Source organism: Robiginitalea sediminis, assembly GCF_002198115.1.
In the GTDB taxonomy this organism is placed as follows: domain Bacteria; phylum Bacteroidota; class Bacteroidia; order Flavobacteriales; family Flavobacteriaceae; genus Robiginitalea; species Robiginitalea sediminis.
Window position 1 is genome coordinate 431,319 of record NZ_NGNR01000001.1, and the last position, 13,150, is coordinate 444,468.

Below are 13,150 nucleotides of genomic sequence, written 5' to 3' on the forward strand. Positions count from 1 at the left end.
GCCTCTGATAAACACTTAAACTTAAAAATTTGGACATGAAACAGCTTAGCAGAATATTGGTTGTTGGCCTGCTTGTTCTTGGGTTTAACAACATTCAAGCTCAGGACGAAAACAATCCCTGGCAAGTGAGCCTTGGTGTAAACGCCATTGACGTTTACCCTACCAATGCTTCTAACGCCTCTTATCCGACGGGAACGCTTTTCAGTGAGTACTTCAATGTGAACGACCACTGGAACATCCTCCCCTCCATTTCCTATGTATCCCTTTCCCGTTACGTAGGCGACGGATTCTCCGTTGGAGTCCGCGGATCTCTGAACCGCATCTCCAAACTGGGAGACGTTGAAGTAGATGACCTGTCTCACTACGCTGTTGACGGTACCATCAAGTACAACCTTCTGAAAGGAACCAAACTGGATCCTTTTGTTGAGTTCGGTGGTGGTTACACCTGGGTAGACGAGATCGGTGCCGGAACCGTTAACGGTGGTATCGGGCTGAACTACTGGTTTACCGACTTCATCGGCCTTACTGTACAAACTCAATACAAGCACGCCTTCGAAGATTACGGAGTGCGTCACTTCCAACACCTTGCCGGTATTTCCATCCGCTTCGGAGGAACTGATACCGATGGTGACGGCATCTACGACAAAGACGATGCCTGCCCGGAAGTTGCCGGTCTGGAAGCTTTCAACGGTTGTCCTGATGCCGACGGCGATGGTATCGAAGATTCCAAGGACAGCTGCCCGAACGAGCCCGGATCCAAAGAAATGAACGGATGCCCCGATTCTGATGGAGACGGTGTTGCCGACAAAGACGATGCCTGCCCGAACGAAGCTGGTCTGGCTGCTCTTTCCGGATGCCCCGATGCCGATGGCGACGGTGTAGCCGATAAAGACGACGAGTGCCCGAGCGAAGCCGGTCCTGCTGAAAACAATGGTTGCCCCTGGCCGGACAGCGACGGAGACGGCGTACTTGACAAAGACGATCAGTGTCCTGACGTAGCCGGTACCGTAGCCAACAACGGTTGCCCGGAAGTAACTGAAGAAGTTCAGAAACAACTGAACGACTACGCTCGCACCATCCTGTTCGACACTGGTAAAGCTTCTCTGAAACCTGAAACTACCCGCGTATTCGTAGATATCATCCGTATCCTGAACGAATACCCGACCGCTCGTTTCACTGTGGAAGGCCATACCGACAGCCAAGGTAGCAACGCTACTAACCAACGTCTGTCTGAGCAACGTGCCAACGCTGTTCGCGACTTCCTGATCGAAGAAGGAGTTGACGCTTCCAGGTTGCAAGCCATCGGTTACGGTGAAGACCGCCCGATTGCCTCTAACAACACCCGCGCCGGACGTACTCAAAACCGTCGCGTAGAGATCAACCTGATCAAATAATAAGGATAACACTCTTTCCTTGAAGAAAGCCCCGGCAGAATTGCCGGGGCTTTTTTATTTTTAGCTCATGGAGTCCTTCCTGAATTCTGTTCTGGATGCATACCCGGACTGGAAAGCCCATCCGGAAAAAGTCTCGTTTGTCCTGCCCAGCAAACGGGCTGGCTTTTTCCTGCGCCATGCTATGGCGCAAAAGGCAGGTAAAGCGCTCCTGGCCCCCGAGATCTGGAGCATTGAATCCCTGGTCTCCCACATTGCAGGAATGCGCTATGTCCCACCCCTGCATGCAGTCTTCCACCTCTACGAAGCCTACCTGGACACCCCGGGAGGCGAAAAGGAATCCTTTTATGATTTTGCCAAATGGGCCCCCACTCTGCTGCAGGATTTCAATGAAACAGACCGCTATCTGGTAGACGCGGAAGCACTTTTCGAACACCTGGCCGCCCTGAAGGAACTCCGAAACTGGCTGCCGGATGGGGAAACCACCGACATGATAGAGCGCAGGACCGCCTTCTGGAAATCCCTGCAGGACATTTACTACCGTTTCAGGGAGTCCCTGGCAGAAACCGGGATGGGATATCAGGGACAGGTATACCGGAAAGCGTTAGAGACCCTCCCTGAGTTCCTCCGCGACCACCCGCACCATTATGTCTTTTTGGGTTTCAATGCCTTGAATACGGCTGAAAACCGCCTTATTCAGCAGATACTGGAGCAGGGAATGGGATCCGTATACTGGGATGCCGATTCCCACTATCTGGAAGACCCTGTTCACGACGCCGGGCACTTCATGCGCCGGTACCAGAAGGAATGGCCAGCCCTTGCCGGGGAATTGAAAGGATCCGGGTCCTATCTGAGCCAGGAAAAGAAAATCCGCCTGATTGGTTTACCAAAGGCCGTGGCTCAGGCCCGGTATTGTGGCAAGATCTTAACCGATATACAACGCCAGGACCCTGGACGCCTGAACCGGACTGCCGTGGTTCTGGGAGATGAAACCCTCCTGGGACCGCTGTTGCACAGCATCCCGGAAGAAATCCCATCTGTAAATATCACCATGGGATATCCCATAAAAAACAGCCCCCTGGCTCAGCTCTTCCGGCAGTTATTCGAACTGTGGTCTACAGTTAATGAACGGGGGTGGAGTATACACCCCGTATTGGAGCTGCTTTCCAATCCTTTTCTTCGCAAATGGTTTGCTGCTTGCGGATTCCAACCCGGGCAAGCCCGGGCCAGAGCCCTTGAGGAAAATATCTTCCGCACCAGCACAGCCAAACTGGAGGACATGGGAGTCCCGACTTCGGTCTCAGAGGTACTTTTCGGGCTGGAACATCCCTCTCCAATGGACTGTATTAAGGCTTCAAGGCGTTTGATCCTGGCCCTGAAAGTCGTATATCAAAAAGATTCAGACCGGGAAGGCCTGGAATATCTCCGTCACTTTTTTACGCTGTTTAACCAACTAGAAGGCCTCTGCAGCAAGCATCCGTATATCGGGAGCCTGCAGGCCCTCCAACTGTTATTTGAACAGATCCTCTCGGACCAGCAAGTAGACTTCCAGGGGGAGCCCCTGGACGGGTTGCAGATTATGGGAATGCTCGAAAGCCGGAATCTGGATTTTGAAACCGTTATCCTGACCCATGTAAATGAAGGCATCCTCCCTTCCGGGAAGGCCCATGGATCCTTTATCCCCTTTGAGGTAAAGAAGACCTTTGGCCTGCCTACCTACAAGGAAAAAGATGCCGTGTACACCTATCACTTCTACCGGCTGCTGCAACGCGCCAAAGAGGTCTATATCTGTTATAATACGGAGCCGGATGTACTGGAGGGAGGGGAACCGAGTCGTTTTATTGAACAACTCCGGACCGATCCCGTTTTATCCCGCTATGTTCAGGAAACCACAGGGGTCCCGGAACTGGCTACTCCCCCAGCTGAACCCCTTCAAATACCTAAAGACCAGGGGCTCATGGCGCGCCTGGCAGAGATGGGTGAGTCCGGGTTTTCCCCAACCTCGCTCTCCCGTTTTATCCTCGACCCCCTGGAATTCTACAAAAGAAACGTCCTTCGGATTTCTGAATCCGAAATCCTGGAAGAGCACCTCGCCGCCAACACCTTCGGAAACGTCCTGCACCAGGCACTGGAGGCGCTTTTCCTGCCCTGGAAGTCGAAAGTCCTGGATGTCCCTGCGGTGGAGGAGATGCTAAGAAAAGCCCCGGGATACCTGGAAGCTGCCCTGTCCGATCAGTTGCTTAAGGGGGCCGCTGCTCAGGGGAAAAACCTGATCGCCCTTAAGGTATTGCAACAGCAGGCCAACCAATTCCTAAAGCAGGAGCTGCATCTAGTGAAACACCATGAAGTCCGTGTCCTGGATGTTGAGGCAGAACTGAAAAAACCCCTCCTGATCCCTGCCCTGGGCAAAGAAGTATACCTTAAAGGAACCATAGACCGCATTGAATCTGTGGATGGGGAGGTCCGGATTATCGATTACAAGAGTGGCGCCGTAAGCCCAGCCGACCTCCGCACCTGCAACATGGAGGAGGTGGTATCGGACCCCAAGCGCTCCAAGGCTTTTCAGCTGTTGTGTTACGCCTGGCTCTACAGCCGGGACAACCCGGTATTCCCATACAGGGCAGGCATTGTCTCCTTTCGCAACCTGAGTCTGGGAAGGCAGTGGTTTGGGGTGCGGGCAGGCGGTAAAAAACCGGATGAAGCCCTGGGGCCCGAGCAGGTCAAGGCCTTTGAAGAGGTACTCCAAAACCTGATTGCCGAAATCTATTCCCCTGAGCTGATACTGGCTACCCCGGAACCCTGAGGCAGGTTATTTCCTGTCCGGACGGGTGGGGCGCACTTCGATCTTGCTGGGCAGGGTACGCGGGTGCATTTTCAGTAAATCCCAGACTAATTCTCCTATATCCTCAGGCTGAATCTTCCATGCATCCTTCTCTCCGGGTTCGTTATTGTTAAAATGGGAAGCCACAGAGCCCGGCATAATGGTGGACACTTTGATGTCATAAGGGCGAAGGTCCAGCATGGCCGCCTGGGTGAAGCCAACCACCCCGAACTTGGTTGCATTGTACCCTGCGCCGGAGGCAAAAAAATTGGTGCCTGCCAGGCTGGCCACTGTGATATAGTACCCCCTCGACTCCTTTAAAGCCGGCAAAGTCGCTTTAAGCGTATGGAATACCCCTGTAAGGTTAGTGCCGATCATCTCCCCCCATTGCTTTTCCGATAAGGCGTCAACCGGGGCGAAATGCCCCACCCCAGCATTGGCTATAACAACATCGAGCTGCCCCCACCGGTACAGAATGGCCTTAACCGCCTCCATTTCATCTTCCAGTTGTGTCACGTCCGAGACCACGCCCATGGCGCGCTCCCGGTCCAGGGAGTCTACAGCGGCCTTTACCCCCGCTTCATTGCGCCCGCTGATTGCCACCCGCATCCCCCGGTCCAGCAATACACGAGCGATACCATATCCGATGCCCTTGGACCCTCCTGTGATATAGGCCACCTTATCCTTCAATGCTTCCATAAACTCAAATTGATTCTTAATCCTACAAGATACTACATGGCCGACAGTCCGGAAAAACACCTCACAAAAATGCTTCTGTATTTTTTGGTATTTGCATAAAATCCGTAAATTTGCCGTCTAGTTTCTGGGGGATTAGCTCAGCTGGCTAGAGCGCTTGCATGGCATGCAAGAGGTCACCGGTTCGACTCCGGTATTCTCCACTGATCAAGCGCAATTTTCATTGCGCGAATTAGAAACAAGAAAAACCGCCGAGTATCACTCGAGCGGTTTTTTGTTTTCTAAGGCGCCCATGCCTAAAGGCAAGGAAAAGGCAATGAAAATTGCATTTGCAGGACTGGAGTTCACCGGAGCTGCGAAGCGACTCCGGTCACCGTTTCCGACGTTTTTTTGTTTTGAGCGCCTGAGCTTAAGCGAAGCAATTTCTTCACCTTGCATTTGCAGGACTGGAGTTAACCGGAGCTGCAAAGCGACTCAGGTTATATCAATCTCCTTATTCCCTCAGTATTTCCATGCATTACACCATCACTTGAAGTGCCTTATGCCATCCCCCCATGGGGGAAGCTACCCCCCGAAAGCAAGATAATCCCTTATCCTGCAAAGGGCGATCAGTACTTCTTCACACTAAGTACAAGCACCGGAATCCGAACCGAAAACTCCGATTTGCGGATGGTGTTCTTCTCCCAAAGGGTGGAAAAGAAACCCCTCTTACGCCGGAAAACGCAAAGTAAATCCGGTTTATGGGATTGGAAGTGCTCCAACACCCCCAGATAGGTGCTGGCCTGTTCGGTCATGGTCACCTGAGAGGCCATATCCATAAGGGCTGTATCTATTTTAAGGTCATCATCCGTGTAATTCGGCGTCTTGACCATAAGCAGGTTAACCTTGGAACCAAACTTACGCTGGATCTGCATCAGGGGGTTAAGGATTCGTTTCCGCTTCAGGATTCCAGACCTGAACGCCGTCAGGATTGAGGTGTAGGGCTCAAATCGCACCCCCCTGGGGACGATCAGGGTAGGGATATCCGTCCGTTTGATAATCTTTCCGGATGTGTTCCCCAGGTAAAGTTCCTCATCGATCTCCACACTCCTGGGGGCCATAATAATGAGGTCTATCCCTAGTTCCTTCTCCAGTTCCTTAAGGCCATCCACAATGTCACCTGTGTAAGTGGCAATCTTGATCTCCACCTTCCCCGGGTCTACCCCGGCAATAACCTCCCTGAGGCGCTCCTGGCTGCTCTCGATAAACTTTTCCTTGATATTCTTCAAATCCCCGGCCCGGGAACCGACGTTAAGGACTTCCATTACATAAATCCCAGCCCCGAAAGCCGATGCAAAATCTACCGCATATTGCAGGGTTTCATGGGCGTGCTCGGGGTTTCCGACAGGAACAAGTATGTTTTTCATAAGAAGGCTGGTATGGATTATTATCTAAATTTACGCAAAAATGCGCCAGTCCTATGATCCGTGCCGCAAAGGTAAATGAAATCCCACGCATTCTCGATTTTACGCAGGCATGCGGAGCGGCTATGAGGGCAAGGGGCATCTTCCAGTGGACCCCGGAATACCCTTCCCGCTATGCCTTTGCCCAGGACATTAAGCGGGGGGAACTATGGGTCTACGAACAGGAGGGGCAGGTTATCGGGACCGTCGTGTTGTCTTCACAAATGGACGAAGAGTACCAGCACGTCAGGTGGCTTACGGAGAACCGGGCTAACCGTTATATCCACCGGTTAGCGGTAGACCCGGCCTTCCAGGGCAGGGGCATCGCGCAGGCACTGATGGATTTCGCAGAAACCCGCGCTGCTGCGGAAGGGGCTGTGTCCATCCGCCTGGATACCTTCAGCCGAAATAGCCGCAATCAGCATTTCTACGAGCAACGGGGGTACACCCGTTTAGGAGCCGTCTATTTTCCACTCCAGAGCCCATACCCCTTTTACTGCTACGAACGAATTGTAACCCCTTAAGGCGTGAGTAACCCCCCCAGCACCAAAGCGATTAACCGGTTGGCCATCCCTGCCATTTTTGCGGGAATCGCCGAACCGGTCTTGAGCATCACCGACACGGCCATAGTGGGCAATATCCCGGAAAACGGCCTGGAATCGCTAGCCGCCGCAGGCATTGTGGGTTCCTTCCTCTCGATGCTGATCTGGATCCTGGGACAAACCCGTTCCGCCATTTCCGCGATTGTCTCACAGTACCTTGGCGCGGGAAAACGCGAAGACATCAGGAGCCTCCCTGCCCAAGCCATTTACCTGAACATAAGCCTGAGCGTGCTCATCCTGTTGGCTACACTCCCCTTCAGCAGCCAAATTTTTCAGTGGCTCAATGCCAGCGGGACCATACTGGAATATTGTATTTCCTACTATGGGATCCGGGTTTGGGGGTTCCCCCTTACCCTGTTCACCTTTGCCGTGATGGGGGTATTCCAGGGGCTGCAAAACACCCTTTGGCCCATGTCCATTGCCCTGACGGGAACGGTGATCAACATCGTCCTGGATTTTGCATTGGTTTACGGGGTCGATGGGTTCCTGCCAGCCATGTATTTGGAAGGCGCAGCCTGGGCCAGCCTGATTGCCCAGGGCTGTATGGCGGTCATGGCTGTTGTCCTGTTGGTGAAAAACACAGATATCCCATTGCGCTTAACCCTGCCCTTCCATCCGGAAATGCGCCGGTTGGTCGGGATGGTCCTCAACCTGTTTGTCAGGACCCTATCCCTTAATGTTGCCTTGCTTTTTGCTGTACGCGAAGCCACTGCCATGGGGGATCGCTATATAGGGGCCCATACCATTGCCGTAAACCTGTGGCTGTTTGCCGCCTTCTTCATCGATGGGTATTCTGCCGCAGGGAAGATCCTCGGGGGGCGGTTCCTGGGGGCCAGGGACTACGATCAACTCTGGAACCTGGCACGCAAAACGCTGCGCTTTGGGTGGGTAGTCTGCGCCGTCCTCATGGGGGCCGGAGCCCTTTTCTATTATTCCATTGGGAGGTTGTTCTCTTCCGACCCTGCGGTACTCGAGGCATTTTACGGGATTTTCTTTGTGGTTATCCTGGGAATGCCCGTCAATGCCATCGCCTTTATCTACGATGGGCTGTACAAGGGTATGGGGAAGATGCGGTTGTTGCGCAACGTGCTGCTGGCCGCAACCTTTCTGGGGTTCCTCCCCGTGCTTTACCTGGGCGTTTATTTGGACTGGAAGCTCTACGGGGTCTGGGCGGCCTTTACGGTGTGGATGGCAATCCGCGGTGGTGCCCTGGTGTGGAACTTCAGGTCCAGATTTCGCCCCCTCTTGCAAAAGGCATAACTTTGGAAAAAAAGCATGCCCACCACCCGACCACAAGGCAGTCTCTATACCCGGATTGAAGGCGCCCTGGCGATCCTTGAATTCGGCCACCCCTCCAGCAATGCGATGAATTCGGACCTGCTGGGCAGGTTGGAACGCGAATTAAAGGCATTGGGCGAAAACCCGGACATTGCGGTAATCCTACTCCGTTCGGAAGGGGATCGGGCCTTTTGTGCCGGTGCTTCTTTCGACGAATTGCTGGCCGTGAGCACAGCCCAGCAGAGCCGGGAATTCTTCAGTGGGTTTGCCCGGGTGATCCTCGCTATGAAATCCTGCGGAAAACCTATAGTAACCCTGGTACAGGGCAAAGCCGTTGGCGGGGGCGTAGGCCTTATTGCTGCCTCGGACTATGCCCTGGCTTCCGAAGCTGCCTCGGTGCGCCTCTCCGAGTTGGGGATTGGCATTGCCCCGTTGGTGATTGCCCCTGCCGTGGAACGCAAAGCCGGGGCAAGTGGCCTGGCCGAATTGGCCCTGGCGCCCCGGGAATGGAAGAGCGCCTATTGGGCCAGGGAAAAAGGGTTGTATGCCCGCGTTTTTGAATCCCAGAAAGAACTGGTAAAGGAAGGGGAAGCCTTCGCCCTGGAACTGGCCACCTACGCCCCGGAAGCCCTGCACCAACTCAAGGCAGCCCTTTGGGAAGGAACCCAAGGGTGGGACACCCTTCTTTTCGAAAGGGCAGAACAAACGGGAAAACTGGCTTTGAGCCCTCAAACCCAGGAAAAACTCAAGGCCTTCAAGTCCAAAAAGTAACGCAACCGCTTAGTGGGTCTTCAGCCACCCCGTGAGGCTCAACCTGGGGCGTCTGGAGGGCTTTACCTCATGTTCCAGGGTATGGCTTTCCAGCAAGACCAACTGCCCGGGAAGCGGGTCTATTTCAATGGCTGTTTCTTCCTGTCCTTCCTGTCGGTAAATGACCAACTGCCCCCCATCCTCCCGGGTCCAGTCCGGGGGGTTCAGGTAGGTGATGACCGAGAGCCTGCGGCGGTCGTCGTTGCGAAAGACATCCAGATGCCTTTTATAGCATGTCTGAGGAGGGTAAAGCGCATAGTGGAACTCAGCCCCTGCAATACCCATAAAACACGTGCGGTTCAGGTATGCTGACAACCGGTCAATCTCGGTAAAAAAGGCCTGTTCCGGTGCTTGCAAATCGCTGCGGTTGAGCCAGTGGATGAAATCCCCCCGAATCCCGGAACGGACCTGCTCATTGAGATGGTTCCCAATGGCGGCCTTCTTGAACTGGTCCTGCTCATAGCGGGCTGTAAGTAAGCTCCGCAAGGCTTCGGTCAGGGTTTCGGAAAGATATCCCGGCACTACACTATACTGCCGGTCCATCAAATCCGAAATGATCTTTTCGAACTGAGCATCGGGCGTAAAGCCCACCTGCTCAAAAAGTTCCTCGGACATGCAATCGTAAAAAAAGCGGCTAAAAGTAATCCAAAAACCCCTACCTCCGACATAATTTCTACTTTTGCAGGGATAGCATTACCTATGTCCAAAATTCGCATTACCAAAGAATTCACTTTCGAGACCGGGCATGCCCTTTTCGGGTACGACGGCAAGTGCCGCAATGTGCACGGGCACAGCTACCACCTCTCGGTTACCGTTATCGGGACCCCAATAAGCCAGGAAGGGCACAAAAAACTGGGAATGGTGGTAGATTTCGGAGACCTGAAGGCCATTGTGAAAGAGGAGATTGTAGACCCCTTCGACCACGCTACGGTTTTCAATGGAACGACCCCTCATGTGGCCCTGGCCCGTACCCTGGAAAAGGAAGGGCACAAGGTTATCCTGGCCGATTACCAGCCAACCAGCGAGAATATGGTCATCGATTTTGCCGAGCGCATTAAAGGGCGCCTGCCGGGCCACATCCAACTCCATTCCATCCGACTCCGGGAAACGGGGACGGCTTACGCCGAGTGGCACGCCAGTGACAACCCCTGATTCCTGCCCGCATGAACCGAATTGAAATCCCACCAGGCAAAAAAGTCTTCTTCGCCAGCGACAACCACCTGGGGGCGCCGAACCAGACCCTTAGCCTGCCGCGGGAAAAGAAATTCGTGAAATGGCTGGAAGCCATAGAAAATGAAGCTGCGGCTATTTTTTTATTGGGGGACCTCTTCGATTTCTGGTTCGAATACAAAACGGTAGTGCCCAAAGGCTTTACCAGGACCCTTGGGGCCCTGGCCCGTCTGGCCGACTCCGGGGTGCCGGTCTATTATTTTGTGGGGAACCACGACCTCTGGATGCACGGGTACTTCCAGGAAGAACTGGGGATTCCCGTATACCATAAGCCCCAGGTCTTCGAGCTTGGGGGGAAGACCTTTTTCATTGGCCATGGCGATGGCCTGGGACCCGGGGACAAGGGTTTTAAGCGGATGAAAAAAGTCTTTACAAACCCTGTGGCCAAGTGGTTTTTCCGATGGCTGCACCCAGATATCGGCGTCCGCCTGGGGCACTACTTTTCCGTAAAAAACCGGATGATCTCCGGGGACGACGATGTCCGCTTTTTAGGTGAGGAAAATGAATGGCTGGTACAATACGCGAAAAGAAAGCTGGAGCAACAACATTACGACTATTTCGTATTTGGCCACAGGCACCTGCCCCTGGAAATCCCCTTATCGGATTCCTCCACCTACTACAACACGGGGGATTGGATTAGCCATTTTACCTATGGCAGCTTCGACGGGGATACCTTCAGCCTGGATACCCTGAAGCCCTAGTCGTCCGAAACCGGGCGGATATCCTTCACCTTCAGCTGGATTTCCTTTCTGCCCTGCCAGTGGTTCTCTTCCAGGGAGAATGCCGCTTCGAAGGCATGGCCCCTTTTGATATACTCCAACTGGCTGGCCAGGCCAAAGCCGATTCCCCCGAAAGGCCCGGCGTCATCCTGGGTAACCGCCAGTTTTAAATGTGCCCCGTCAGACCCTACTGCCCGGGCATATCCGGTGTCATGCAAGGGGCCCGCACTGAAAACGGGGTTGGGGTTCCCCGGGCCAAACGGGGCAAACTGCCTGAGGATTCGCAGGAACTTGGGGGTGGCCTGCGCCAGGTTCAGCGGCATGTCGATCTGGAGTTGCGGCAACAGGGATTCCGGGGCAATGGTTGCGGCCACCTCTGCTTCGAAACGGGCCTTAAACTCTTCGTAGCGGGAGGGCTCGAGAGTAAGCCCTGCTGCATAGGTGTGCCCCCCGAATTGCTCCAGGCAATCCGAGCAGGCCTCCAAGGCTGCGTAGACGTCAAACCCGCGTACCGAACGTGCAGACCCGGCCAGCTTCCCGCCGCTTCGGGTCAGCACCAGGGTGGGCCGGTAATGGGCTTCTATCAGGCGGGAGGCGACAATTCCGATAACCCCTTTGTGCCAGTGGTCCCGGCAAACTACCGTGGCACTTCTGTCCTGCACGCCTTCCGCCTGGATCAGGGCCAGGGCCTCTTCCGTGATGGTTTGTTCCATTTCCCTGCGGGAAGCGTTTAAGGTGTCGATAGCAGCTGCCTGCTGCTGCGCTTTCCGCACATCGGTTTCCATAAGTAGGCATACGGCATCCTCCCCATGGCGCATACGCCCGGCGGCATTGATTCTGGGGGCGATATGGAAAACGAGGTCCGAGACTTCATAGCGGTGTTTATCGCGGGACTGGAGCATGGCGCGGATACCCGGCCTGGGGTGGGAATTGATCACCTCCAATCCGTAATACGCCAGGATCCGGTTTTCCCCGGTAATGGGGACGATATCGGCCCCAATGGCCGTAGCCACCAGGTCCAGGTACGGCTTCAACCCCTGCAGGTCTCCCCCGGCCCGGCTTTCCAGGGCCTGGATCAGTTTAAATCCTACCCCGCACCCGCAAAGTTCCTTATAGGGGTACGGGCAGTCTTCACGCTTCGGGTCCAGGACTGCTATGGCATCCGGGAGTTCTGGGCCAGGCCTGTGGTGGTCGCAGATAATCAGGTCAATGCTTCTGGACGCGGCATAGCGTGCATGGTCCAGGGCCTTTACCCCACAGTCCAGGGCTATGATAAGACCCATTTCGTTGTCTGCGGCAAAATCGATCCCCGCCTGTGAGAGGCCATAGCCTTCGGTATACCGGTCCGGGATATAGGTGGCCACAGCGCCCCCCCGGGTTTGCAGGTAACTGGCCATTAAGGCCACGGCCGTGGTCCCATCCACATCGTAATCCCCAAAAACCAGGATGCGCTCCCCCTGGTCCAGGGCGGCTTCCACCCGGGTTACGGCGGCGTCCATGTCCCGCATCAGGAAGGGGTTGTGCAGGTCCTCCAGGGCGGGCCTGAAAAACAACCGGGCCTGCTCGAAAGAGGAGATGCCGCGCTGCACCAGCAACCGCGCGACTAAAGGCGGTACTTGTAATGCCGTGGCCAGTTCGGTTACTGCCGATTGCTCAGGTTCTGGCCTGTAAATCCATTGCATGGCACAAAGGTAAGGGTGTAGGCGGAAAGATGGCTGCAGGGGAGGAGGTTACTCCTGGTGGAAATAGGTTTCGAACTCCAATTCGGCAAAGTCGCGGAACATGCGGATCACCCCGCAGTATTTCTCCACAGAGAGGTTTACGGCCCGCTGCAGTTTGGCTTCGTTCAGGTCAACCCCCGCAAAATGGTAGGCGACCCGCACATGGGTATAGGTTTGGGGTTGGGATTCGGAAAGGGTTCCGGTTAGTTCCACCCTGAAATCCGATACCTCCAATTTCATTTTTCGGATCATCGAGGCAATATCGAGGGCAGAACACCCCGCAAGGGAGCTAAGCATCAGGGCCTTTGGCCGGAGTCCGTCCCCTTCGCCCCCATCCTCGGGGCTTGCATCTATCCGGAACGTCTTTCCGGAGGGGTTGGTGCTTTCAAAAGCCATATTCCCCAGCCAGCGCAGGGAGATCTCATTGGTGGCTGCCATAA

Annotated in this window: 12 protein-coding genes and 1 tRNA gene; 8 read left to right on the plus strand and 5 right to left on the minus strand. The window is 54.5% G+C overall.

Translation table 11 applies throughout. From position 1 onward, the window contains the following. Positions 1 to 35: 35 nt before the first annotated feature. Together CA832_RS01950 and CA832_RS01955 are read left to right on the plus strand one after the other, a co-directional pair. A complete protein-coding gene (locus tag CA832_RS01950; RefSeq protein WP_088339875.1) occupies positions 36 to 1,394 on the plus strand; it encodes an OmpA family protein in 1,359 nt (452 codons plus the stop codon). 67 nt (positions 1,395 to 1,461) lie between these two features. Next, positions 1,462 to 4,194 carry a PD-(D/E)XK nuclease family protein gene (locus CA832_RS01955; protein WP_088339876.1) on the plus strand — a complete coding sequence of 911 codons (2,733 nt, stop codon included), beginning with the start codon at positions 1,462 to 1,464 and terminating at the stop codon, positions 4,192 to 4,194. Between the two features lie 6 nt (positions 4,195 to 4,200). Here CA832_RS01955 and CA832_RS01960 read toward each other — a convergent pair whose 3' ends face one another. Further along, positions 4,201 to 4,911 carry an SDR family oxidoreductase gene (locus tag CA832_RS01960; protein ID WP_088339877.1) on the minus strand — a complete coding sequence of 237 codons (711 nt, stop codon included), beginning with the start codon at positions 4,909 to 4,911 and terminating at the stop codon, positions 4,201 to 4,203. 126 nt (positions 4,912 to 5,037) lie between these two features. Between CA832_RS01960 and CA832_RS01965 the strand changes: the two genes are divergently transcribed. After that, positions 5,038 to 5,111, plus strand: a tRNA-Ala gene (locus CA832_RS01965). Positions 5,112 to 5,516: 405 nt separating this feature from the next. Here CA832_RS01965 and CA832_RS01975 read toward each other — a convergent pair. Beyond that, the gene (locus tag CA832_RS01975; protein ID WP_088339879.1) at positions 5,517 to 6,314 is read right to left on the minus strand and encodes a universal stress protein; all 798 of its coding nucleotides are present in this window, start codon (positions 6,312 to 6,314) and stop codon (positions 5,517 to 5,519) included. A gap of 53 nt (positions 6,315 to 6,367) precedes the next feature. Here CA832_RS01975 and CA832_RS01980 point away from each other — a divergent pair, with 53 nt between their 5' ends. The 3 genes from CA832_RS01980 to CA832_RS01990 are packed head-to-tail and all read left to right on the plus strand — an operon-like array spanning position 6,368 to position 9,001. Beyond that, entirely contained in the window at positions 6,368 to 6,874 is a 507-nt protein-coding gene (locus tag CA832_RS01980) for a GNAT family N-acetyltransferase (protein ID WP_088339880.1), read from the plus strand. 3 nt (positions 6,875 to 6,877) lie between these two features. After that, positions 6,878 to 8,212, plus strand: coding sequence for an MATE family efflux transporter (locus CA832_RS01985; protein WP_088339881.1), 1,335 nt, complete (start codon positions 6,878 to 6,880; stop codon positions 8,210 to 8,212). Between the two features lie 15 nt (positions 8,213 to 8,227). Beyond that, positions 8,228 to 9,001 (plus strand): enoyl-CoA hydratase/isomerase family protein, encoded by a 774-nt coding sequence (locus CA832_RS01990; RefSeq protein ID WP_088339882.1) that lies wholly within the window; start codon positions 8,228 to 8,230, stop codon positions 8,999 to 9,001. A gap of 9 nt (positions 9,002 to 9,010) precedes the next feature. On the opposite strand, the gene CA832_RS01995 is transcribed toward CA832_RS01990, so the two are convergent. Next, positions 9,011 to 9,655, minus strand: coding sequence for a 2OG-Fe(II) oxygenase (locus CA832_RS01995; RefSeq protein WP_088339883.1), 645 nt, complete (start codon positions 9,653 to 9,655; stop codon positions 9,011 to 9,013). 84 nt (positions 9,656 to 9,739) lie between these two features. On the opposite strand from CA832_RS01995, the gene CA832_RS02000 reads away from it, so the two are divergent. After that, the gene (locus CA832_RS02000; RefSeq protein WP_088339884.1) at positions 9,740 to 10,192 is read left to right on the plus strand and encodes a 6-pyruvoyl trahydropterin synthase family protein; all 453 of its coding nucleotides are present in this window, start codon (positions 9,740 to 9,742) and stop codon (positions 10,190 to 10,192) included. A gap of 11 nt (positions 10,193 to 10,203) precedes the next feature. Continuing rightward, entirely contained in the window at positions 10,204 to 10,971 is a 768-nt protein-coding gene (locus CA832_RS02005) for a UDP-2,3-diacylglucosamine diphosphatase (protein ID WP_198944429.1), read from the plus strand. On the opposite strand, the gene recJ is transcribed toward CA832_RS02005, so the two are convergent. After that, on the minus strand, positions 10,968 to 12,671 hold the full coding sequence (recJ, locus tag CA832_RS02010; protein ID WP_088339885.1) for a single-stranded-DNA-specific exonuclease RecJ: 1,704 nt from the start codon (positions 12,669 to 12,671) through the stop codon (positions 10,968 to 10,970). The genes CA832_RS02005 and recJ overlap by 4 nt on opposite strands. 48 nt (positions 12,672 to 12,719) lie before the next feature. Continuing rightward, positions 12,720 to 13,148 carry an OsmC family protein gene (locus tag CA832_RS02015; protein ID WP_088339886.1) on the minus strand — a complete coding sequence of 143 codons (429 nt, stop codon included), beginning with the start codon at positions 13,146 to 13,148 and terminating at the stop codon, positions 12,720 to 12,722. Between the last annotated feature and the right edge of the window lie 2 nt (positions 13,149 to 13,150).

Bases quoted from the DNA above. Each gene is read 5' to 3' on its own strand.
- CA832_RS01950 (WP_088339875.1), top strand. From the start codon at position 36: ATGAAACAGCTTAGCAGAATATTGGTTGTTGGCCTGCTTGTTCTTGGG.
- CA832_RS01955 (WP_088339876.1), top strand. From the start codon at position 1,462: ATGGAGTCCTTCCTGAATTCTGTTCTGGATGCATACCCGGACTGGAAA.
- CA832_RS01960 (WP_088339877.1), bottom strand. From the start codon at position 4,911: ATGGAAGCATTGAAGGATAAGGTGGCCTATATCACAGGAGGGTCCAAG.
- CA832_RS01975 (WP_088339879.1), bottom strand. From the start codon at position 6,314: ATGAAAAACATACTTGTTCCTGTCGGAAACCCCGAGCACGCCCATGAA.
- CA832_RS01980 (WP_088339880.1), top strand. From the start codon at position 6,368: ATGATCCGTGCCGCAAAGGTAAATGAAATCCCACGCATTCTCGATTTT.
- CA832_RS01990 (WP_088339882.1), top strand. From the start codon at position 8,228: ATGCCCACCACCCGACCACAAGGCAGTCTCTATACCCGGATTGAAGGC.
- CA832_RS01995 (WP_088339883.1), bottom strand. From the start codon at position 9,655: ATGTCCGAGGAACTTTTTGAGCAGGTGGGCTTTACGCCCGATGCTCAG.
- CA832_RS02000 (WP_088339884.1), top strand. From the start codon at position 9,740: ATGTCCAAAATTCGCATTACCAAAGAATTCACTTTCGAGACCGGGCAT.
- CA832_RS02005 (WP_198944429.1), top strand. From the start codon at position 10,204: ATGAACCGAATTGAAATCCCACCAGGCAAAAAAGTCTTCTTCGCCAGC.
- recJ (WP_088339885.1), bottom strand. From the start codon at position 12,671: ATGCAATGGATTTACAGGCCAGAACCTGAGCAATCGGCAGTAACCGAA.
- CA832_RS02015 (WP_088339886.1), bottom strand. From the start codon at position 13,148: ATGGCAGCCACCAATGAGATCTCCCTGCGCTGGCTGGGGAATATGGCT.